We start from the raw sequence: 21,124 nt of genomic DNA, 5'->3' as shown, positions 1-21,124 counted from the left end.
TCAAGAAACCATGAAAAAGATTATAATAAACCTCATTTTTGGGTTCTTGGCCTTTGTTGGCTTTTCCCAAGCCGCAAATGAATATTTTAAACCAATGAAGTACCGTAACATTGGTCCGTTTAGAGGAGGACGGTCGGTAACTGCTTCAGGGGTTGTCGGTGACCCAATGACCTATTATATGGGCACCACGGGTGGTGGTCTTTGGAAAACGGAGACCGCAGGCCAAAAATGGGAGAATATTTCTGACGGGTATTTTAAAACTGGATCTGTAGGTGCGGTAACCGTTTCAAGATCTAACCCTAATATTGTGTATTGTGGAATGGGAGAGCACGCTCCAAGAGGGGTAATGACCTCCTATGGAGATGGCGTATATAAATCTACCGATGCCGGTAAGACCTGGAAACATATAGGTCTTGAAAAAACACAGCATATTTCTAGGATAATCATCCACCCTACGAATCCGGAGGTGGTGTATGTTGCCGCACAAGGGGCCTTGCACGAAGGCACTTCTGAAAGAGGCATCTATAAGTCTGTAGATGGTGGAAAAACGTGGAAAAACACCTTGTTCGTGAATAATTTGACGGGGGCCTCCGAATTGTCTATGGATGCCAACTACCCCGAAATAATGTATGCCGCTATGTGGGAACACCAACGTAAACCTCATAAGGTAATAAGTGGAGGGGAAGGCAGTGGTCTTTATAAATCTACCGATGGGGGCGAAACTTGGTTTAAGATACACAAAGGTCTGCCCGAGGAAAAAGGGAAGATGGCCATAGCGGTGAGTCCTTCAAACTCAAATAAGGTGTATGCCTTGATCGAGAGTGATTCCAATGCCGATAAAGGCGGATTGTTCGTTTCTTCAGATGCAGGTGCTTCTTGGTCTATGGTCAGTGGAGATAATAGGTTGGTGCAAAGGGCGTGGTATTACATTGAGGTTTTTGTTGATCCTAACGATGAAGATACGGTCTATGTGTTAAGTGCACCGGCATTGCGCTCTACCGATGGAGGCAAAACTTGGAAAACCATTAATATACCCCATGGCGATACACATGATTTGTGGATTAATCCGGATAATTCCAATAATATGGTGTTGGCCGATGATGGCGGAGCTACCATTTCTTTTGATTTTGGTAAAACATGGTCCACACAAAACAATATGCCAACGGCCCAATTTTATAGAATTAAAGTAGACAACCTGTTCCCTTATAATATTTATGGAGGTCAGCAAGACAATACCTCGGTCCGCATTGCTAGCCTATCTATGGGAAGAGGAAGTATTAACGAACAGGACTGGACATATGCCGCAGGAGGAGAAAGTGCTTTTTTGGCCTTTGACCCCGATAACCCGCGATATGTACTTGGAGGTAGTTATTTGGGCACCATAGAGGTGCTGGATATGGAAACCAAGGGGTCTACCAATATTATGGCGGCACCCATTCAATACTTGGGTCGTGAGGCCAGGAATATGAAGTATCTGTATAATTGGAACGCACCTATTATTGGCTCTAAACATGAACCCGGAACTTATTACCACGGCGCCCAATTAGTATTGAGAACAAGGGATATGGGAGTTACATGGGAAGAAATTTCTCCCGATCTTACAAGGGATATAGATGAAAAACAAGGTAATGGAGGTGGGCCATATACCAATGAGGCCGTTGGTGCTGAGAACTATGGCACCTTGGCCTATATGATAGAGTCTCCTCATGAAAAGGGTGTTTTTTGGACCGGTAGCGATGATGGTTATGTATATGTTACAAGAAACAATGGGGAACATTGGGAGAATGTAACCCCAAAAGGATTAAAAGAGTGTTTGGTCAATGCCATCGAGGTTTCTCCACACGATCCCGCAACCGCTTATATTGCTACGACAAGATATAAGTTTAACGATTATACCCCGGCAATCTATAAGACCACTGATTATGGGAAATCTTGGACAAATATCAGTGAAGGTATTCCATATGGTTCATTTACAAGGGTTGTTAGGGAAGACGAGAGCCGAAAAAATTTGCTTTACGCAGGTACCGAACAGGGAATGTACATTTCATGGAACGGAGGTAAGAAATGGGAGCCTTTTCAATTGAATCTGCCCATTACCCCTATTACGGACTTAAAAGTGCACAGAGGCAACTTGATCGTGGCCACTTCGGGTCGTTCTTTTTGGATATTGGACGATTTGGCCGCTTTGTCTCAATATCGGACAAAAGACCAGGAACTGAAAATTTTAAAACCTGGGGTAGCCTATGCCGGTTCTTGGGGGAGCCCTTTGAACAGTAGTTCAGAAAAAGTAACCGGTACCGATGATTTTGAAGGGGTGAATCCGGCAAATGGTATGGTCATTTATTATGAATTGCCCAAATTGGAAGATGGTACAAAACTATCTATGGAGATTAGGGATGCGAACGGAAAACTGATCAGAACTTTAAGTTCTGAAAAAGACCCTGATTATAAACCCCATAATGGAGGAGGTGCGCCACCGGCCCCTTTACTTGCGAAAAAGGAAGGGTTGAACCGTTTTGTTTGGGATATGGGACATGCTATAATACCTAGTATTCCAGATACCTATATCGAGGCTAATTTTAGGGGGCACAAGGCCATTCCTGGTGTTTATGACATAAAGTTGACCGTAGGTGAAAAAACAGTCTCCACGAAAGCAGAGATCAAGGCCGTGCCAACTTTTGAGGTCAAGGTGGGGCAATATGAGGAGTATGATGCGCTAATGACCGAAATGGAATCGAAGATCACCGATATGCATCATATGGTGAATCGTTTGTATGCTGTACAAAAGGACTTAAAAGAAGTTCTAAAATCTGTAAAGGACGAGTCTGTTAAAAAGCAAGGTGAGGCCTTGTTGGAAAAAATGGATGCATGGGACCATGATATGATTCAGCGGAAATCACAGGCCTATGACGATGTGGAGAACTTTCCTAATAAGTTTACCGCGGAGTACCTGTTTTTGTTGAACCAGACCAGTGGCAGTATCCCTAGGGTGAACCAATCTAATTTGAATAGAAAAAAAGAATTGGACCAACAATGGATACAACTAAAGGCCAGAGGAGAGGAAATAATGAACAAAGACTTGCCGGCGTACAATAAACTACTTTGGCAGGCAGGTATAGGGGCATTGAGAATATAGTGGTTTTGAATGGGTAGGTACAGGTTGGCATGTAATTAGTTTTGCTAACTTTGGTCTCTCTATTTACGTTGAAAGCATATATCGATGACCGAATACTATAACTATATAAAAGCCCTGCATTTAATCTTTGTTATTACATGGTTTGCAGGGCTTTTTTATATTCCAAGGTTGTTTATTTATCATATCGAAGCGAACCAAAAACCTTCGCCCGACAAGGAAATAATTAGCGAACAACTAAAGCTGATGACCAAAAGACTCTGGTATATCATTACTTGGCCATCGGCAATTTTGGCTACGTTTTTTGCTATTTGGTTATTGATATTGGCCCCACAATGGCTGAGCCAATCTTGGATGCATGTTAAACTATTGTTTGTAGTATTGCTCATTGCCTATCACCTTAGAAACCATAGTATATTTAAGAAGTTTCAGCGTGATGAGATCGTTTACAGCTCCAATTATATGCGTATCTGGAACGAAGTAGCTACCTTGATACTCTTTGCCGTTGTCTTTTTGGTGATATTGAAAAGTGCCTTCAATTGGATTTTTGGGGTCGTGGGAATCATCTGTTTAGGAGTATTGCTAATGTTGGGCATTAAATTATATAAGCGCATAAGAAACAAGAGCCCCGAAGCCTAATAGATACTATAACTATATCCGTTGGATGGCTATCTGGGCATGAACATCTAATTTTGGTGCGATATTTGCTAACTTTGATGAAACTTCGATCCTTTGTTCAGTAAATTTTCTCTAAGATCCCGGATTTTTATATCAATGATTCTATTGGTATTGGTCGCCTCTGTGCTGATCATGGGGGTTACTATATATCAGTTTAGGGAAATAAATATCGATTACCATCAAAATAGGATGGAAAGAAAGGAAGAACAGATCCGACAAAGTATTGATCTGGCGATTCAAAAAACGACCTATCCCGTAACCACAGAGAATTTAGGGTTAATTTTCAAGGATGAAATTTATGAAATTGCCGTAGTGCAAAACATGAATTTTAATCTGTATACCTTAGATGGTCAGTTAATAAAAAGTTCTAGGCCAAAGTTTGATAACGATCCCGTGCCTACTTGTTTGTCCCCTGAGGTTTTAAATCATTTGGAGGCCAGTGTAGATAAGCGGTATGTGGAGAAAAACTCTGCTGCCGGAGATCAATACCAAGCTTCGTATACTTATATTTCGGACAGGCAGTTTAAACCTATAGGCATTCTTAATTTACCATATTTTGAAGACAATTCGTTCAACGATAAAGAGTTGAAAGAATTTTTGGCCAGATTGGCAGGTGTGTATTTCTTGATGCTCTTATTGGCGATAGGTCTTGCGTATTTTGTTTCAAAATACATTACTCGGTCTTTGGAAACTATTTCGGGAATGATGGAGAGAACAGACCTTACCAGACGAAATGAAAAAATACATATTGACAAACCCGGCGAAGAAATCGAAAAATTGATCTCTTCCTATAATGCCATGATAGACGAACTTGGCCAGAGTGCCGCCAAATTGGCAAAAAGTGAGAGAGAGCAGGCATGGCGGGAAATGGCCAAACAAGTGGCACATGAAATAAAAAATCCTTTAACCCCCATGCGTCTGAGTGTTCAGAGTTTTCAAAGAAATTTTGACCCTAACGATCCAGATATCAATGAAAAAGTGGATGAATATTCAAAAACACTCATTCAGCAAATAGATACGATGAGCAGCATAGCGTCCGCTTTTTCCAATTTTGCCAAAATGCCGGCACAGCAAAACGAGACCCTGAACATTGTCGAAGTCGTGAAATTGGCCCTTGATATTTTTAATGAGGATTATATACATTTTATAACCGAAGAAGAAAAGATTATAGCCAAGCTAGACCGTACGCAATTGATCAGGGTAGTCACTAATTTGGTGAAAAATGCCATTCAGGCGGTTCCCGATGTTGAATCTCCCAGAATTTTGGTTTCTGTTGCCGTAGAGGACGATATGGTGAAAATATCGGTTGCCGACAATGGTGTAGGTATAGAAAAAGAGGTAGAAGATAAAATTTTCGAACCAAAATTCACCACTAAAACAAGTGGTATGGGCTTGGGCCTTGGTATGGTAAAGAATATTGTGGAAACCTATAAGGGAACTATTAAATTTACATCACAACCAGGTAAGGGTACCGTATTTTGTGTTAAGTTCCCTAGAGAAATAATGTCCAATTAATAAAATAGAGTTTATGTCTTACAATACGATTCTAGTTACAAAAAAAGATGTGGTGGCTACAGTTGTCATTAACCGTCCGAAGAAATTGAATGCCCTGAACAAAGAGACCATTCAAGAACTTCACCAGGCCATTTCAACATTAAATGATGATGAAGATGTGAAGGTTATTGTTCTTACGGGTAGTGGTGAAAAGGCTTTTGTGGCGGGTGCCGATATTTCTGAATTTGCGGATTTTTCTATGGAAGAAGGTCAAAAATTGGCCGCCAAAGGACAAGAGCTGTTGTTCGATTTTGTAGAGAGTATGTCTAAACCTGTAATTGCAGCGGTTAACGGTTTTGCTTTGGGCGGTGGATTGGAATTGGCCATGGCCTGTCATTTTAGGGTGGCCAGCGATAATGCAAAAATGGGATTGCCAGAAGTTTCCTTAGGTCTTATTCCCGGATATGGAGGTACACAGCGTTTACCACAGTTGGTTGGTAAGGGCAGGGCCATGGAGATGATCATGACCGCCGGTATGATCTCTGCCGAGCAGGCTAAAGATTACGGCTTGGTAAACCATGTAACTTCACAAGAAGACCTACTACCGTTGTGCTATAAAATAGCCAATAAAATTTGTAATAATTCTTCGGTGGCCATTTCATATGCAATAAAAGCTGTAAATGCGGGTTTTATGAATACTGTTAACGGTTATGAACAGGAAATAGAAGCCTTTGGAGCTTGTTTCGGAACGGACGATTTTTCTGAAGGTACCACGGCCTTTCTAGAGAAAAGAAAAGCTGATTTTCCAGGTTCGTAACACTAAACCGGATCAATTATGCTTAAGAAAATTATTGTCTTTTTATGTATCACAATGACCGTTGGTGCTTTTGCCCAACAAAATGATATAACCTATACCATAGGTGAAAAGTATAATGATAAATACAAGTATTCCAATCTGTTGGCCATTGCCGACGATGGTAATGGAGGTACGGTAATCGTTAGGTCATACTACACGGGTATCGTTCTTAAGCCAAAAGGGTATTTTGTAGAGCATTATAACCAGAATTTGGAGCTATTATCAGAGTTCAACTATAAGCTTAAAAATGCCAACTTTGTTAATGCCTATGTGAAGAACGGACAAGTATACCTACTTTTCTTAGAGTACAATTACAATAAACAGGCCTATGAATATCAGGTTCATAGAAGCCCCTATACAGATTATCATTTTACGAAGGAAACGATACTTAGTATTGAGTCTGAACCTGTAACACAGCCATTGGACCGTAATTATTACAACCGTAATTTTTCGTCTGGGTTTACTACCTCTGTGTTGTTCAACGATAAGAAATCGGCATTCGCCATTACGACGCATTTTAAGAAACGTAAAGAGAACAAACACTTTATATATGTTTTTGATGCGAGTCTTAATAAATTGGTAGAGCACGATTTCTCGGAAGAAGTAGAGGAAAAAAATTATGCCTTTGAGACCGTAACGTTTTCAGAAGACTTGAGCAATGTTTATTTGGTAGGTAAAGCTTATTTTAAAAAGAAAAGGTTCAATGCCACAGAACGTAAGTTTCAGTATGAAATGGTACGCGTTTCTGCTTCTGGAAGAAGTGTACAGTCTTTTTATACTCCGGGAAAATTCCCAGAGGCCCTAAAGCCAATCTTTAGAGAGAATGAGTTACTATGTCTAGGTTTTTATGCCGACAGAAAAGATAATCGGTACAATGGTATCGCTTATTTTAAGTTAGATCCCAATACACTTAGCATAGAATCTCAAAAATTCAACCCTTTTTCACAACAGTTTATGATGGACAAGTTTGGACGTGAAGAAGACAAGACTATAAAAAATCTCATTTTTAAAAGCATGGATATAAGTGCTACAGGAGAAATTCTTTTCAATGCGGAAGAGTATTTTACCAGTACCAGCACACAAGCGAATACCAGTGGGGGTAGGGTTATGGTAACCAGATATCATCACAACGATATCGTAAGTGCCAAACTACAGGCCAATGGAGACCTGATTTGGGCAAGAAACATTAATAAGACCGAAGTTACCCAAGGTGATGATGCCTACACCTCTTACAGTGCATATACCAAAGGGGGAACCACCTATTTCTTTATTAGTACCGCTTCTGAAAACCCGCAACAGTTAAGTGCTGAACGTATTATGTTTAAACAAGGGTTATCTCGTAATAGAAATATCTTTTTGATAAAATTGGACGGAAGCGGTAAAATGAGCTATGAAAAGGTAATAGATGATGGAGATGCCAGACTGCCTTTGATGGTTTCAAGACCTTACATAGATAAGTTTAAGGACGAACTTATGTTCTACGCCAAAAGAGGGTCTAAAAAGCAATTGGTACGCGTAACTGTTAATTAACATTTTTTATTGGATTTATTCCATATTTTTGGAATAAATCCAATAAAAATGAATATAAAAACCCCCTTAAAAGGAAGAGGGGCGCAAAAGAACACCCCTAATAAATTTCTTAACGACATTTATGAGACCAGAAACGATTTTCTGGAATATTGTAGGGTAGAGGGCGAAGAGGCAGATAATAACCGTACGCAATACATTCCTATTTTTCCTAAAACCATTGTTAACAAGGTCACCAGTGCCGATGTGGGCATGATGTATTCAATGAATCCTTATCAAGGGTGTGAACATGGCTGTATTTATTGCTATGCAAGAAATACACACGAATATTGGGGTTATAGTGCCGGATTGGATTTTGAACGTAAGATCCTGGTAAAAAAGGATGCTCCCAAATTATTGGAGGCAAAGTTAAAAAGTAAAAACTGGAAAGCCTGTACGATCGTACTATCCGGAAATACAGATTGTTACCAACCTGCCGAGAAAGAGAATAAAATAACACGCGCCTGTCTTGAGGTTTTTTTAAAGTACCGACATCCCGTAGGGATCATAACAAAAAATGCCCTTGTTTTAAGGGATTTGGACCTTCTTGTCGAATTGAACAAACATAGGTTGGTGGGTGTCAATATTTCGGTCACTTCTTTGAACGAGGAAACAAGACGCATTTTGGAGCCGAGAACTACGACGATTAAAAAGAGATTGGAAACCATAAAAGTACTTTCCGACAACGGTATCCCCGTAAATGCTATGTTGGCACCTATTATACCCGGAATCAATAGTCATGAAATATTGAACCTGGCAAAGGCCTTTTCCGATAATGGAGCAAGGTCCTTTGGCTTTACGGTAGTACGCTTAAATGGTGCTATCGGCGAAATTTTTACCGATTGGATACAAAAGACCATGCCCAACAAAGCAGATAAGGTTTTGCATCAGATACAAGAATGTCACGGGGGATCTTTAAACGATAGTCGTTTTGGCATACGAAACCGAGGGGAAGGTATTGTGGCCACTCAGATACATGATATGGTCCGCTTGGCCAAACATAAATACTTTAAGGGCAAAGAGTATCCAAAATTGAACACTGCCCTTCATGAAGCTTATAAAACAGGGCAAATGCGGTTGTTCTAACTAATTAGGAAATATTTGCTTAAGGTCTTGCCATGGAGGCAAACAAAAAAGCTACGACCAAGTCGTAGCTTTTTTTCGTATTTATCTTTATTAAGGCACTAGCTTAGTTCCCATCCTTTTCGGTAACTGCCTTTTACCCATTCATTGGCTTTGTCCCAATTGGTCACTTTCATATTATCACCGTCCCATAGAATTTTACGACGGCCTGGATATTCAAAAGGGTCCCAATCGCCCAATTTTTTACCTGGTTTCAATTTTTTGTACTGGAATGCTTTTATGGCCAAGTTACCCATTAAAACAGCTTCTGTCAATGGACCTGAGCGTTTAAAATCGGAGGAGGTTTCTTTTCCTTCCAAACATCCTTCTACGAAATTACGTTGGTGTCTGCCCGTATCACCTTCTATTCTTTTTAAATAGGGTTTTGGAGGGGTCAACAGTTCCATGGTACTTGAAGGTAATAATCTTGCGTTTCTAGAGTAGGTATCACATACCAAAATTCCTCTTGTGCCATAAAAAATACTTCCTCCTCCGCTATCACCGATAGTTTCGCCATCTTTTAACTCATCTGGAAGGTCTGGTAGTAAACCACCGTCATACCAGTTAAGGGCTACGTCACCGTGTTCGGCGGTATTGAATTTTAATCTTACTATTGAAGAAGCAGGGCAAGATTCACTATAGTCCGCCTCAACAAAATCGCCTACCCAGTTGGTGGTGCAACTTGCTTCTGCCTCGGTAGGGTAACCAAGATCTAGAACGCTAAAAGGAGTTTCCATGATATGACAGCCCATATCGCCTAGAGCACCTGTTCCAAAATCCCAGAATCCCCTCCATTTAAAAGGAAGGTAGGCATCGTTGTAATCTCTCATCTCCGCGGTACCCAACCATAAGTCCCAATCCAATCCTTTTGGAATACGGTCTTTGCCCGTGGGTAGTGGTACCCCTTGTGGCCATACGGGCCTGTTTGTCCAGCAATCTACCTTATATACCTTGCCTATAATTCCAGATTGTATCCATTCTTTGGCTTCGCGGCTGCCGTCGCTAGAGGCTCCTTGGTTGCCCATTTGAGAGATGATCCCGTTTTCTTTGGCCACTTTGGTCATGATCCTGGCCTCGTTTATATTATGTGTCAAGGGTTTTTCTACATAGGCATGCTTTTTGGCCCTCATAAAAGGGAGCGCAATACTTGCATGCATATGGTCTGGAGTGGCAACCATGATAGCATCAATATCTTTCAGTTGTTTGTCATAGACCTTTCTATAATCCTTATACCTATTTACATCCGGAAACTTTTTGTATGTTTCTGCGGCTCGCCTGTCGTCTACATCACAGAAAGAAACAAATTTCACTTTTTTGGTCTCGTGTAAACCCTGAATAACTCCTGCTCCACGGCCACCGACTCCAAAAGCTCCCATATACAGGGTGTCGCTAGGTGGTACGTGTGTTTTGCCCATAACAAAACTGGGTACAATGGTAAATGCCGCCGATGCTGTTGCGGCGTTTTTGATAAATTTTCTACGTTGCATGATTATTTAATTTGGTCTGAGGGATTAAGGTACAAAAAATAGAAATTCTTTAAAGAAATAAGGGATGTTTATTGAATTAATAATTTAAGACCTGTTTGTTTGCTTTTTAAACAATAGTATTGCGAGATCTGTTGCCATAGGCTTTTATGGGTGCTAAAAATGCATGTTTATGTTAAGAAATCATCTATTGTTTAAAATTGTCTTAAGATATGATCCAAATGAACTTTGGTAACGTATAACCCTTTAGAACAAAACACCATAGAACATATTTATGAAAACAGTAAACACACCATTACTTCAAAAAAAATCGAACGAAGACGACGATCAGGTTTCTCCGAATTTTAAAAACGGATTCTTACTAAAATCAAAAGTAAAATCGTTTCTAGAAAATGCCAATGCTTGGGGAGTATTTGTTATGGGTAGCACCTTTGTCTTAATGTTGGCCTCTATTTATGTCGTGTATGTTTTACAGACCGATTATGAACAGTTCAATATAGAAAGAAGAAGTACAACGTTCGGATTGATTTTTATGGCCATTGCTGGTTCTTTGTTTGTGTTTAAAGCCGGTTTTTTTGTTTATACATTATACAGATATTTTAGATACAAGCCTATTTCTTCCGTGAGTGACGATGAGTTGCCGACCTGTACGGTAATCGTACCAGCCTATAACGAGGGAAAACAAGTTTGGGACACCTTGATGAGTTTGGCGGAAAGCGATTTTCCTAAAGAAAAACTTCAGTTGCTTTCTATAGACGATGGTAGTAAGGATGATACTTGGTATTGGATGCAAGAGGCCAAAAAGAAGTTGGGAGATAGGTTGGCCATTTATCAGCAACCTGAAAATAAAGGCAAGCGCCATGCCCTTTATCGTGGTTTTAACGAGGGTACTGGAGAGGTGTTCGTGACGGTTGATAGTGATTCTATTGTCAAGAAAGATACGTTAAGAAATTTGGTGAGTCCGTTCGTAACCAATGAAAAATGTGGTGCCGTAGCCGGCAACATTCGAGTGTTGAACAATAAAGAAGCACTTATACCAAAAATGCTAGATGTAAGTTTTGTATTGAGCTTTGAGTTTGTTCGTTCGGCAGAAAGTAGTTTAAATTCTGTATTATGTACGCCAGGGGCATTGGCCGCATATCGTAGAACCGCCGTTTTTGCCTGCTTGCCAGAGTGGATCAACCAAAAGTTTATGGGGCAGCCTTCAGATATTGGGGAAGACCGTGCAATGACGAATATGATATTGAAACAAGGGTATCATGTGTTGTTTCAAAGAAACGCCTATGCATATACCAATGTGCCAGAAAAGTATAAAGGTCTTTATAAAATGTTTATCAGATGGGGCAGAAGTAATGTGCGTGAGAACATTGAGATGTCCAAATATGTATTTAAGAACTTTAGGGAAGGTTCTAAAAGTGGAACTAGATTGTTGTTTTTTAGTCAAGCTACAAAAATTGTAATGAGCTATCCTTTTTTATTGTTCATGATGTTCTTTGTACTTACACATCCTTTGCTTTTCGTAAGCACAACCTTGTTAAGTATTCTGATTCTATCAACGTTCCCTGTAATATTCTATGCCAAAAGATATAACTTCATGGAGTCTTTTTGGGCATACTCTTATAGTATACTATATACGTTCGGTTTGTTTTGGATTACCCCTTATGCTATAGCCACGGCAAATAGAAGGGGATGGTTGACAAGAGGTCTGCCAGAAAAGAAATAAACGAATAAAAACGTTTTAATAGGGGAGTTTGGTGTATAACCATGCTCCCTTTATTTTTTTAAGAAGGTCGATGAGGTGTTAAAGGGTCCCATTCCTTATAAAACTGCTCTAAAAAGTCTAGCATATATTGATGGCGCTGTTCGGCCAGTTTCTTGCCGGTTTCGGTATTCATCTTTTCTTTTAGCAATAGTAATTTTTCGTAAAAGTGGTTGATGGTCGGCGCTACCGATTTTTTATATTCTTCTTTTGTCAGGTCTAGTTTTGGGGCTATTTCAGGGTTGTAGAGAGGTCTGTTCTTAAAACCGCCATAATTAAAGGCCCTAGCGATACCAATAGCACCTATGGCATCTAAACGGTCCGCATCTTGAACAATTTTTAGTTCTATAGAGGAAAAAGGGTTCTCTTTATCCTTCTCCAAACTATTTTTAAAAGAGATATTCTCAATTATTTTAACTACATGGTCTATTGTCTCTTTTGAAACATTTAGTGAGGTTAAAAAATCGGTTGCCATCTTGGGTCCTAATTTTTCGTCGCCATTATGAAATTTGGCATCGGCAATATCATGTAGCAAGGCCCCCAAACTTACCACTAGGGTATCTACCTCTTCATCTTTCGCTATAAGTAACGAATTGTTGTAAACTCGCTGAATATGAAACCAATCATGCCCGCCTTCGGCATGTTTTAAGGTGTCTTTTACAAAATTGATGGTTTCTTCAACAATTGCTGTATCTGTCATTTAAAAGAATTTATTCCAGATACTACCGCAGCCTCTGTTTTGGCTATTAATTCATCGATATTACCTTTGTTTTCTATAGGTTCGTGTACATCAAAAGATACTTTGGCCCCAAGTCCCATGGGGAATTTTCCATAACGGACCAGTTTCCAAGAATTATTGATGCTTATGGGCACTATAAGGGCAGAAGGAGCTTTCTTTAATAACATTTTAAGCCCCATGGGTTTAAAAGGCTTGGGATGGCCGTCTCTACTTCTTGTGCCTTCTGGAAAAATAACAGCTGTTCTGTTATGCTTTTCAATATAAGAACCAAGTTTTGCTATTTCCATTAGAGAGGCTTTGGCATCTTTTCTATCTATTAAGACCGATCCCCCATGGACCAAATTGAAAGATACGCTTGGAATACCCTTTCCGAGTTCTTTTTTACTAACGAATTTTGGGTGGTTTTTACGCATATACCAAATTAATGGGGGAATGTCGTACATGCTTTGATGGTTGGTAACAACGATCAAAGGCCTGTTTTTGGGTATGGTATACGGATTTGTAAATCTATAGGTCGTGCCTAATATATTGGTACACCTCATTAAGGACCAGTTAAGTACACTCACCACTTTTTTTAGGCCTATGTAGCCAAATAGTTTTAGGCCCAACCATTGTAAGGGGTGAAAAATTGCCAAGCACAAGCCAAAGGCCAAAAAGAAAATAGGGGTAATAATGTATGATAAAACCTTGCTCATAATGCAAAAATAAAAAACCGCTCTTTTACGAGCGGTCATAAACTTTTAAAATAATCGAAGCAAAAATTCCTAGCAGAACTCGTTGTATGCTTGGATCAGGTTTTCGGCGATCATTTCGGCAGGTCTACCTTCAATATGATGGCGTTCGATCATGTGTACCAACTCTCCGTTTTTAAACAACGCCATAGAAGGTGAAGATGGAGGAAATGGAACCATTAAATCTCTTGCTGCATTTACAGCTTCGGTATCAACACCTGCAAATACGGTAACGGTGTGATCTGGAGTTTTTTCGTTTTGCAAGCTCATTTTGGCAGCGGGCCTCGCGTTGGCAGCGGCACAACCACAAACAGAATTCACTACTACCAATGTAGTACCTTCTTGTTTTATGGCTTTTTCGACCGCTTCGGCCGTGTATAGTTCTTCGAACCCGGCAGAAGCCAAGTCGTCTCTCATTGGTTTTACTAATTCCGCAGGATACATAGTCTTTTTTTTTAATTAAAAATCTGATTAACAAAGATAACCAATTAGAACTATTTCTTTGCCGACCTTAACTTTTCCTTAGTTCTATAATCTCTTGTTAATATTTTATCTTTGGCAAATATCAAAATAGTGAAATGATTAAATGGGTAGGAGCCTTGATAGGCTTTTTTATTAGAGGTCTTGCTGGGGCTATTCTTGGATTTTTTGCCGGTAGTGTATTGGATAGTATGTTCGGGTCAGGTACCGGGCAGGCACAAACGGTTTTTAAGGATTTTACCAGGCCTAATGTATCGCCTGCGGATTTTGAGCTCAATTTACTGTCGTTATGTTCGATTGTAATAAAGGCAGATGGTCAAATAAGTCGGCAAGAAATGGATTATGTACGACAGTATTTTGTTGTTACATATGGTAAAGACAAGGCCAATGCCATTTTTAGGACATTTAACGAAATCAATAAAAAAAGAGAGATTTCTGCGCAGCGTATATGTTCTTTTTTAACCCAGCGTACGCGTTATGAGGTAAGATTACAATTACTACATTTCTTGTTCGGTATAGCCCAGGCAGACGGTAACGTAAGTGCGCCAGAGATAAACAAAATACAAGAAATAGCAGGCTACCTTAGGGTTTCTTTAAACGATTTTGAAAGTATAAAGGCGATGTTCATCAAGTCTGCCGACAATGCCTATAAAATATTGGAGATAGACAAGTCTGCAACCAACGACGAGGTTAAAAAAGCTTATAGGTCTATGGCCAAGAAGTACCATCCCGATAGGGTAAATACACAAGATGCAGCTATTAAAAAAGGTGCCGAAGAGAAATTTAAACAGGTACAGTTGGCCTATGAGACCATTCAAAAAGAACGTGGAATAAATTGATTGTAATTTAAGTTTGCTATGGAAGATTTTTGGTTCTATTTAAAAATGGGGTTAAATCATGTTCTGGATCTGGGGGCATATGACCATATTTTGTTTTTATCGGCTTTGGCCATACCCTTTACCTTTAAAAGTTGGAAAAAGGTACTTGTTCTGGCCACCGTGTTTACCGTTACACATTGTCTTTCTTTAATGCTGTCTGTTTATGAAGTAGTGGTGGTGGATGTGTCCCTGATAGAATTTTTGATTCCCGTTACCATATTGCTTACGGCAGTCTTTAATATTATATATCAAAAAATGTTGGAGGGCAGTAAAAGTATAGGACTGCATGCGATAGCTACGGCATTTTTTGGTCTTGTCCATGGCTTTGGGTTTTCAAATTATTTTAAAATGTTGGTTTCTGGCGAAGATGAAAAGGTGACCCCACTTATAGGTTTCGCTAGCGGAATCGAAATTTCTCAGGTTACCGTCGTAATGATAGTTTTAATACTGGCCTATTTTGTTCAAACCGTTCTAAAAGTAAAACAACCCATTTTTGTGTGGGTGGCCAGTGGTATAGTGTTGTTGATTACAATACCGTTGTTATATCAGACGTTTCCTTGGTAAAGAGTTGTTAAAAATGTCTCTATCCTTTTGTAAAGGGACCAGAAAGCAGGTATATTAGATAAACCGTGGCTTATGTCACATCCGAGATGAATAAATCAAAACAGCAGAAATATGACAGGGCCTATTTAAGAATGGCCAAAGAATGGGGTAAATTATCCTATTGTAAACGAAAACAAGTAGGCGCCATTATTGTTAAGGACCGTATGATAATATCAGATGGTTACAACGGCACCCCTACCGGTTTTGAAAACTTTTGTGAGGATGAGGAAGGGTATACCAAATGGTACGTTTTGCATGCCGAGGCGAATGCTATTTTAAAAGTAGCTTCTTCTACACAGTCTTGCGAAGGGGCCACTTTGTATATTACACTTTCGCCCTGTAGGGAATGTAGTAAGTTGATTCATCAATCTGGCATAAAACGTGTAGTATATCAAGTTGGGTATAAAGATGACTCCGGTCTCAAATTTTTGGAAAGGGCAGGGGTAGAAATAGAGTATATGCCCCAAATAGACGATTAGGTCTTAATTTAAAATCAATGAAGAACAAGTATAGTTACCTAATACCAACCATAATAGCCATGGCTTTGGCGCTCGGTATCTTCCTAGGAGGTAAACTGAACTTCAATGATTCACCCGAAAAATTGTTTACTACGAATTCTAAAAAGGACAAACTCAATCGTCTTATAGATTATATAGATTATGAATATGTAGACGATGTAAATACGGATAGCATCGTAGATATAACCGTTAATAGCATTTTAGAGAAATTAGATCCACACTCCGTTTATATTCCTGAAGAGGAAATGACACGGGTCTCTGAGAACATGAAAGGCGATTTTGTTGGTATCGGCATTAATTTTTATCCTTATCATGATACCATCGCCGTAATTAGGGCGGTAAAAGACGGGCCAAGTTTTTCTAAAGGTATTGAGCCCGGTGACAGAATTTTAATGGCCGATAATGATACCCTCTATGGAAAAAGAATGCCCAGCGAGGTTATAGTGGATAAGCTGAAGGGCAAAGAAGGGAGTCCCGTAAAATTGACCGTATATAGAAAATCGGAGGATAGAACATTTGCCGTAACGGTAAATAGGGGGGTAGTACCCATAAAAAGTATAGAATCTTACTTTATGTTGACCGGCGATATGGGCTATATCAAGGTAAATAGATTTGCCGAATCTACTTATAAAGAATTTAAATCGGCATTGCGGGAATTACAAAAAGAGGGGGCTAAAAAATTGGTTTTAGATCTAAGGGATAATCCTGGTGGATACTTGGGTATAGCGGAACAAATGGCCGATGAGTTTTTAGAGGACGGAAAGCTTATTCTTTTTACGAAAAACAAAAAGGGAAAGATAGATAAAGTATATGCAACGGACGACGGCAGTTTTGAAGACAAGCCCGTTTATGTGCTGATCAATGAACGTTCTGCATCTGCCAGTGAGATCATAGCAGGGGCATTACAAGATAACGATATAGGTACCATCGTAGGAAGAAGGTCTTTTGGGAAAGGTCTTGTACAGCGAGAAATGGCCCTTGGAGACGGTTCTGCGGTTCGTTTAACGGTTTCTAGATACTATACCCCTACAGGTAGAAGTATTCAAAGAACATATGCGAACGGTAACGATGATTATTATCAAAGGTTTATGGATCGTTACCATAGTGGTGAAATGATTTCGGTAGACAGTATCAAAGTTGCGGATTCTTTAAAGTATACGACTCCAAAGGGAAAGGTGGTCTATGGCGGTGGTGGAATTATACCTGATGTGTTCGTGCCTATCGGGACCAATGAAGAGGAAGCCGTTGAAAGTATGGACAACTTGGGATTCTTGTCCTTTTTTATCTTTGAACACCTTGACAAGGAAAGGGATATGTATGCCGATTATACCAAAGAAGAATTCATTAACTACTATAAGGTAGATGACTATTTGTTCGAAAAATTCGTCAATTATTCGCTTGATCGCGATTTAAAAATGGATTTTTACGATTACGAGGATAGTATAAAACTGTACCTGAAGGCGGCATTGGCCGAGCAATTGTTCGATGCAAACGCACATGCAAAAATTAAAAGCGTCATTGACCCTATGCTTAAAAAGGTAAGGGAGTTAGATGGTGATTCTTTGGGTATAGGACAAGAGGAGGCCTTGCACGCCAACTACTGATCTTCGTCTATGTTCTTCTGTATTTTTTTGCTGGTATAAAAAATCAAGATCAGCACTATGGCGCATAAAGATGCCATAATACCTATAATCGCAACAATACTATTGCCTTCGAACGGGTCGGAGAAGTTTATCAATGTAATATTGTATGCGATTAGGGCAATTGCCACTACTACCAAGATAATATAAAGCGTCTTATTCATAACCTGTGATATTATTTACAAAAATACGCTCTTTTTTATTGGTTAAAAAGCTCATTTATGTTCGCGGCGAACAATTTAACGGCTATGGCCATTAGTATTACACCAAATACCTTTCTAATTACGTTGACTCCGTTTTTACCTAGAATCTTTTCCAGTTTTATGGATGACTTAAGAACTATGTAAACAAAGATTATGTTTATAACGATGGCAATGATTATATTTTCAACATTGTATTCGGCCCTTAACGATAGAATGGAGGTCAAGGTGCCGGCACCGGCTATCAAAGGAAAAGCAATGGGGACAATGGAAGCACTCTCGGGCTCATCATCTTTGTAGATCGAAATTCCCAATATCATTTCAATAGCCAAGAAAAAAATAATAAAAGCACCCGCTACTGCGAAAGAATTAACGTCTATACCTATTAAATCAAGTATTTCTTCTCCCAAAAAAAGAAACGCGACCATAATACAGGCGGCTACTACAGAAGCTTTTTCAGATTGTATATGGCCTACCTTTTTTCGTAAACCAATAATGATAGGGATACTCCCTAAAATATCTATAACCGCAAACAATACCATACTGGCCGTTGCGATCTCTCTTAAGTCAAAATTAAGGGTCATTTGAAAAATTTTTGCAAATCTACGTTTATAAATATGTCTTTGGATGTTTATTTGAAGAATATTATTGCAATCCCAATTTTAGAAATAACGTATCTTTCGGGCTTAAAATAAAATATGTTTCAGTTAGGTAAGAGCATAGTTTCCGAAGAAATTATTGAGAACGATTTTGTTTGTAATCTGAATGCATGCAAGGGAGCATGCTGTATCGATGGTGACGCAGGTGCCCCATTGGAAGAAGGGGAAACAGAAATAATGGTGGATATTTACTCAAAGGTAAAACCTTACCTTAGGCCAGAAGGCATTGCCGTTATTGAAGATCAAGGAGCTTTTGTAAAGGGGGAAGATGGTGAATGGGAAACTCCATTGGTAGATGGTAGCGAATGTGCCTATGTTATCTTCGATGAAAAAAATATCGCCAAATGTGGTATAGAGGAGGCTTATAATAATGGAGATATAGATTGGAAAAAACCTGTTTCTTGTCATTTGTACCCTATTAGAATACGTGAGTATACAGAGTTGACCGCCGTGAACTACCACAAATGGCAAATATGTGATCCTGCTTGTGCCCTAGGGGAAGAGCTTAAGGTGCCGATTTACAAATTTGTAAAGGAAGCCTTGATCAGAAAGTTTGGAGAATCTTGGTATAAGGAATTGGAAGAGGTAGCCGAAGAACACCTTAAATCGTAGGTATGTACAACATAATTTTGGTGCCTGATGGTTTGTTGTCTTTGTCATAAATATCTATGATTTCTACCTGGAAAGAGTTTTCGTAGTCTTTTGAGAAGTTGGCCAACCTTTCTTTGGTAATATCTATACCGATAGATTTTCGTTTTAAGACTTTACTGTTCTTTATTTTTTCTGCGGCATCACGTCCTACACCATCGTCCGTAATGGCTATTTTTATAAAACCGTCCTCGCCCTTGTTTATGTCAAGGGTAACGTTTTTTTCTCCTTCCTTTGATGAAAGACCATGCCATAGGGCATTTTCTAAAAAAGGTTGTAGTATGAGCGATGGTATTTTTACTACATGTACATCGATATCATCGTGTATGTTCACCTTAAAGTTTATTTCATTTGAAAAGCGTATGTTTTCAATGTTCATGTATAACTCTACGGTTTCTAGCTCTTCGGCCAACGAAATTTCTCTTTGTGAGGATGCTTCCAGTATTTTTCGCACCAGTTTAGAAAACTTGTTTAGATAATGAACGGCATTTTTCTTTTCATTGTTTATAATGTATAGCTTAATGGAGTTTAGTGAATTGAACAAAAAATGCGGGTTCATTTGGCTGCGAAGCATGGTTTGTTCCAGGGTCAAAAGTTTTTTTTCATTGTTCAGTTGGTATTGTCTATATAGAATGTATAGTATACCGGTGAGCAAGGCCAGACCGATACCGACAACCAGTAGCATTGTCTTGTTTTTACGCAGTCTTATCCTAACATCCTCGTTCTCTTTCGCCAATGTTTCTAACTGGTTTGTACGTTTTTCAGCTTCGTAACGTATGATCATATCGTTTACATACCTTAAATTAAGGTTGTTGGTTACTTGATCTTCATATTTTTTTGACTCTTTATAAAAGACCATGGCCTTTTTATAATCGTCCTTTTTCATCCAAAGTTCTGACAGAAACTTGTTGGCCTCGGCAATTTCTGAAGGGAAATTATATTTAGTGGCCACCGACAGCCCTTCTGTAAGATAGGTTTCTGCCAAAGTATAGTCGCCAATATTAAGGTAAGCCCAACCTAGATTGATCAATATGGTAGAGATGATGTCCTGGTCCCCAAGGGCTTTTGATCTTTCGAGGGCCGATTTGAGTAACTCAAGGGCCTCGTCTGTTTTTTTCTGATGTACATAAACATGGGCTATACTATACTGGCATATGATTTTGCCTTTTTCTGAATTTATCTTTTCGTTGTATTCCAAAGATTTTTTAAAATTTTCCAATGCCGGACCTAACTGCCCTTGGGCTTCATAGCATTCTCCGATGTTTTGGTAGTTTATTGCGAGACCGAGCATGTTGTTCAGTTCTTTTTCCAATTTCATGGATTGCTTAAACTTCTCAATGGCGAGGTCATATTGCTCTAGCAATTGGTAAATGTTTCCGATACTGTTCAGAGATACGTTGATACTTCGTTTAAGACCGTTAGAAGGGTTTTTTACCGTCTCGGCGAGCTCTAATGCCTCTTGACTGTAATCTAGAGCCGATTTGATCGCATCCGTTCTTCTAAAGACAACACTGATCATATTAAGGCTATATACCCTAAACTCTATGTTATCGGCTTCTGTGGCTATATATAATGCTTCTTGAAAAAGCTTTAAAGCTTTGGTGAATTGCGATATATCCCGGTATACCCTACCCATGTGGTTTAGGGCGTAGATCTGGCCCTCGGGGTAATGTTTGGTTTCAGACCTCTTTACAACGTATTTCATCAATGTAGTATCCTTTCGAAACTGACGAAGCACCTTGTCTATTTCCGAGTAGGTAATAGGAGCTACATGGATCAAGCTATCTACCGATTGTTTAAAGCTTTTGGTAACTTCTTGTGAATAGGAACTTTGAAATAAGAAAAAAGAAAATATGGAGACAAGTATACTTCTTAATAAAAAGAATAATCTTGATGGGTTTAAATACAATGGTCTCAGAGATTCATAGGATGTCAT

Annotated in this window: 19 protein-coding genes; 12 read left to right on the top strand and 7 right to left on the bottom strand. The window is 39.3% G+C overall.

Annotated elements, in window-relative coordinates:
• Positions 1-10 precede the first annotated feature (10 nt).
• The 6 genes from AB657_RS12250 (at position 11) to AB657_RS12225 (ending at position 8,813) form a co-directional block, all read left to right on the top strand.
• Positions 11-3,136 carry a WD40/YVTN/BNR-like repeat-containing protein gene (locus tag AB657_RS12250; protein ID WP_047246743.1) on the top strand — a complete coding sequence of 1,042 codons (3,126 nt, stop codon included), beginning with the start codon at positions 11-13 and terminating at the stop codon, positions 3,134-3,136.
• Positions 3,137-3,220: 84 nt separating this feature from the next.
• A complete protein-coding gene (locus AB657_RS12245) occupies positions 3,221-3,772 on the top strand; it encodes a CopD family protein (RefSeq protein WP_047246742.1) in 552 nt (183 codons plus the stop codon).
• Positions 3,773-3,907: 135 nt separating this feature from the next.
• On the top strand, positions 3,908-5,326 hold the full coding sequence (locus tag AB657_RS12240; protein WP_047246741.1) for a sensor histidine kinase: 1,419 nt from the start codon (positions 3,908-3,910) through the stop codon (positions 5,324-5,326).
• A 13-nt stretch (positions 5,327-5,339) separates the two neighbouring features.
• Positions 5,340-6,122, top strand: coding sequence for an enoyl-CoA hydratase/isomerase family protein (locus AB657_RS12235; RefSeq protein WP_047246740.1), 783 nt, complete (start codon positions 5,340-5,342; stop codon positions 6,120-6,122).
• Between the two features lie 18 nt (positions 6,123-6,140).
• Entirely contained in the window at positions 6,141-7,691 is a 1,551-nt protein-coding gene (locus tag AB657_RS12230; RefSeq protein WP_047246739.1) for a hypothetical protein, read from the top strand.
• A gap of 48 nt (positions 7,692-7,739) precedes the next feature.
• Positions 7,740-8,813 carry a PA0069 family radical SAM protein gene (locus AB657_RS12225; RefSeq protein ID WP_047246738.1) on the top strand — a complete coding sequence of 358 codons (1,074 nt, stop codon included), beginning with the start codon at positions 7,740-7,742 and terminating at the stop codon, positions 8,811-8,813.
• Between the two features lie 98 nt (positions 8,814-8,911).
• On the opposite strand, the gene AB657_RS12220 is transcribed toward AB657_RS12225, so the two are convergent.
• The gene (locus tag AB657_RS12220; RefSeq protein ID WP_047246737.1) at positions 8,912-10,336 is read right to left on the bottom strand and encodes a Gfo/Idh/MocA family protein; all 1,425 of its coding nucleotides are present in this window, start codon (positions 10,334-10,336) and stop codon (positions 8,912-8,914) included.
• 271 nt (positions 10,337-10,607) lie between these two features.
• Here AB657_RS12220 and AB657_RS12215 point away from each other — a divergent pair, with 271 nt between their 5' ends.
• Entirely contained in the window at positions 10,608-12,056 is a 1,449-nt protein-coding gene (locus AB657_RS12215) for a glycosyltransferase (RefSeq protein ID WP_047246736.1), read from the top strand.
• A 58-nt stretch (positions 12,057-12,114) separates the two neighbouring features.
• On the opposite strand, the gene AB657_RS12210 is transcribed toward AB657_RS12215, so the two are convergent.
• The 3 genes from AB657_RS12210 to AB657_RS12200 all read right to left on the bottom strand — a co-directional run bounded on the left by AB657_RS12210 (position 12,115) and on the right by AB657_RS12200 (position 14,006).
• A complete protein-coding gene (locus tag AB657_RS12210) occupies positions 12,115-12,792 on the bottom strand; it encodes an HD domain-containing protein (RefSeq protein ID WP_047246735.1) in 678 nt (225 codons plus the stop codon).
• Entirely contained in the window at positions 12,789-13,526 is a 738-nt protein-coding gene (locus AB657_RS12205; protein WP_047247978.1) for a lysophospholipid acyltransferase family protein, read from the bottom strand. The genes AB657_RS12210 and AB657_RS12205 overlap by 4 nt, the downstream gene beginning before the upstream one ends.
• 69 nt (positions 13,527-13,595) lie before the next feature.
• The gene (locus tag AB657_RS12200; protein WP_047246734.1) at positions 13,596-14,006 is read right to left on the bottom strand and encodes a BrxA/BrxB family bacilliredoxin; all 411 of its coding nucleotides are present in this window, start codon (positions 14,004-14,006) and stop codon (positions 13,596-13,598) included.
• Positions 14,007-14,140: 134 nt separating this feature from the next.
• Here AB657_RS12200 and AB657_RS12195 point away from each other — a divergent pair, with 134 nt between their 5' ends.
• From AB657_RS12195 to AB657_RS12180, 4 genes are all read left to right on the top strand, one after another.
• Complete coding sequence (locus tag AB657_RS12195) at positions 14,141-14,881, top strand: TerB family tellurite resistance protein (protein ID WP_047246733.1); 741 nt, start codon at positions 14,141-14,143, stop codon at positions 14,879-14,881.
• Between the two features lie 45 nt (positions 14,882-14,926).
• A complete protein-coding gene (locus AB657_RS12190; RefSeq protein WP_316933220.1) occupies positions 14,927-15,484 on the top strand; it encodes a HupE/UreJ family protein in 558 nt (185 codons plus the stop codon).
• Positions 15,485-15,570: 86 nt separating this feature from the next.
• Positions 15,571-16,002 (top strand): deoxycytidylate deaminase, encoded by a 432-nt coding sequence (locus tag AB657_RS12185; RefSeq protein WP_047246731.1) that lies wholly within the window; start codon positions 15,571-15,573, stop codon positions 16,000-16,002.
• Between the two features lie 17 nt (positions 16,003-16,019).
• A complete protein-coding gene (locus AB657_RS12180) occupies positions 16,020-17,645 on the top strand; it encodes a S41 family peptidase (RefSeq protein ID WP_047246730.1) in 1,626 nt (541 codons plus the stop codon).
• Here AB657_RS12180 and AB657_RS12175 read toward each other — a convergent pair.
• Positions 17,639-17,845, bottom strand: coding sequence for a hypothetical protein (locus tag AB657_RS12175; RefSeq protein ID WP_047246729.1), 207 nt, complete (start codon positions 17,843-17,845; stop codon positions 17,639-17,641). The genes AB657_RS12180 and AB657_RS12175 overlap by 7 nt on opposite strands.
• A 35-nt stretch (positions 17,846-17,880) precedes the next feature.
• Positions 17,881-18,465 (bottom strand): MarC family protein, encoded by a 585-nt coding sequence (locus AB657_RS12170; protein WP_047246728.1) that lies wholly within the window; start codon positions 18,463-18,465, stop codon positions 17,881-17,883.
• Positions 18,466-18,579: 114 nt separating this feature from the next.
• Here AB657_RS12170 and AB657_RS12165 point away from each other — a divergent pair, with 114 nt between their 5' ends.
• The gene (locus AB657_RS12165) at positions 18,580-19,152 is read left to right on the top strand and encodes a DUF3109 family protein (protein WP_047246727.1); all 573 of its coding nucleotides are present in this window, start codon (positions 18,580-18,582) and stop codon (positions 19,150-19,152) included.
• Here AB657_RS12165 and AB657_RS12160 read toward each other — a convergent pair.
• A complete protein-coding gene (locus AB657_RS12160) occupies positions 19,142-21,124 on the bottom strand; it encodes a tetratricopeptide repeat protein (RefSeq protein WP_047246726.1) in 1,983 nt (660 codons plus the stop codon). The two genes, AB657_RS12165 and AB657_RS12160, sit on opposite strands and share 11 nt — an antisense overlap.

Origin of the sequence: Maribacter thermophilus (genome assembly GCF_001020565.1) — a bacterium.
In the GTDB taxonomy this organism is placed as follows: Bacteria; Bacteroidota; Bacteroidia; order Flavobacteriales; family Flavobacteriaceae; genus Maribacter; species Maribacter thermophilus.
The sequence above is the reverse complement of the archived record's forward strand: the minus strand, read 5'-3'. Positions and strand labels throughout refer to the sequence as shown.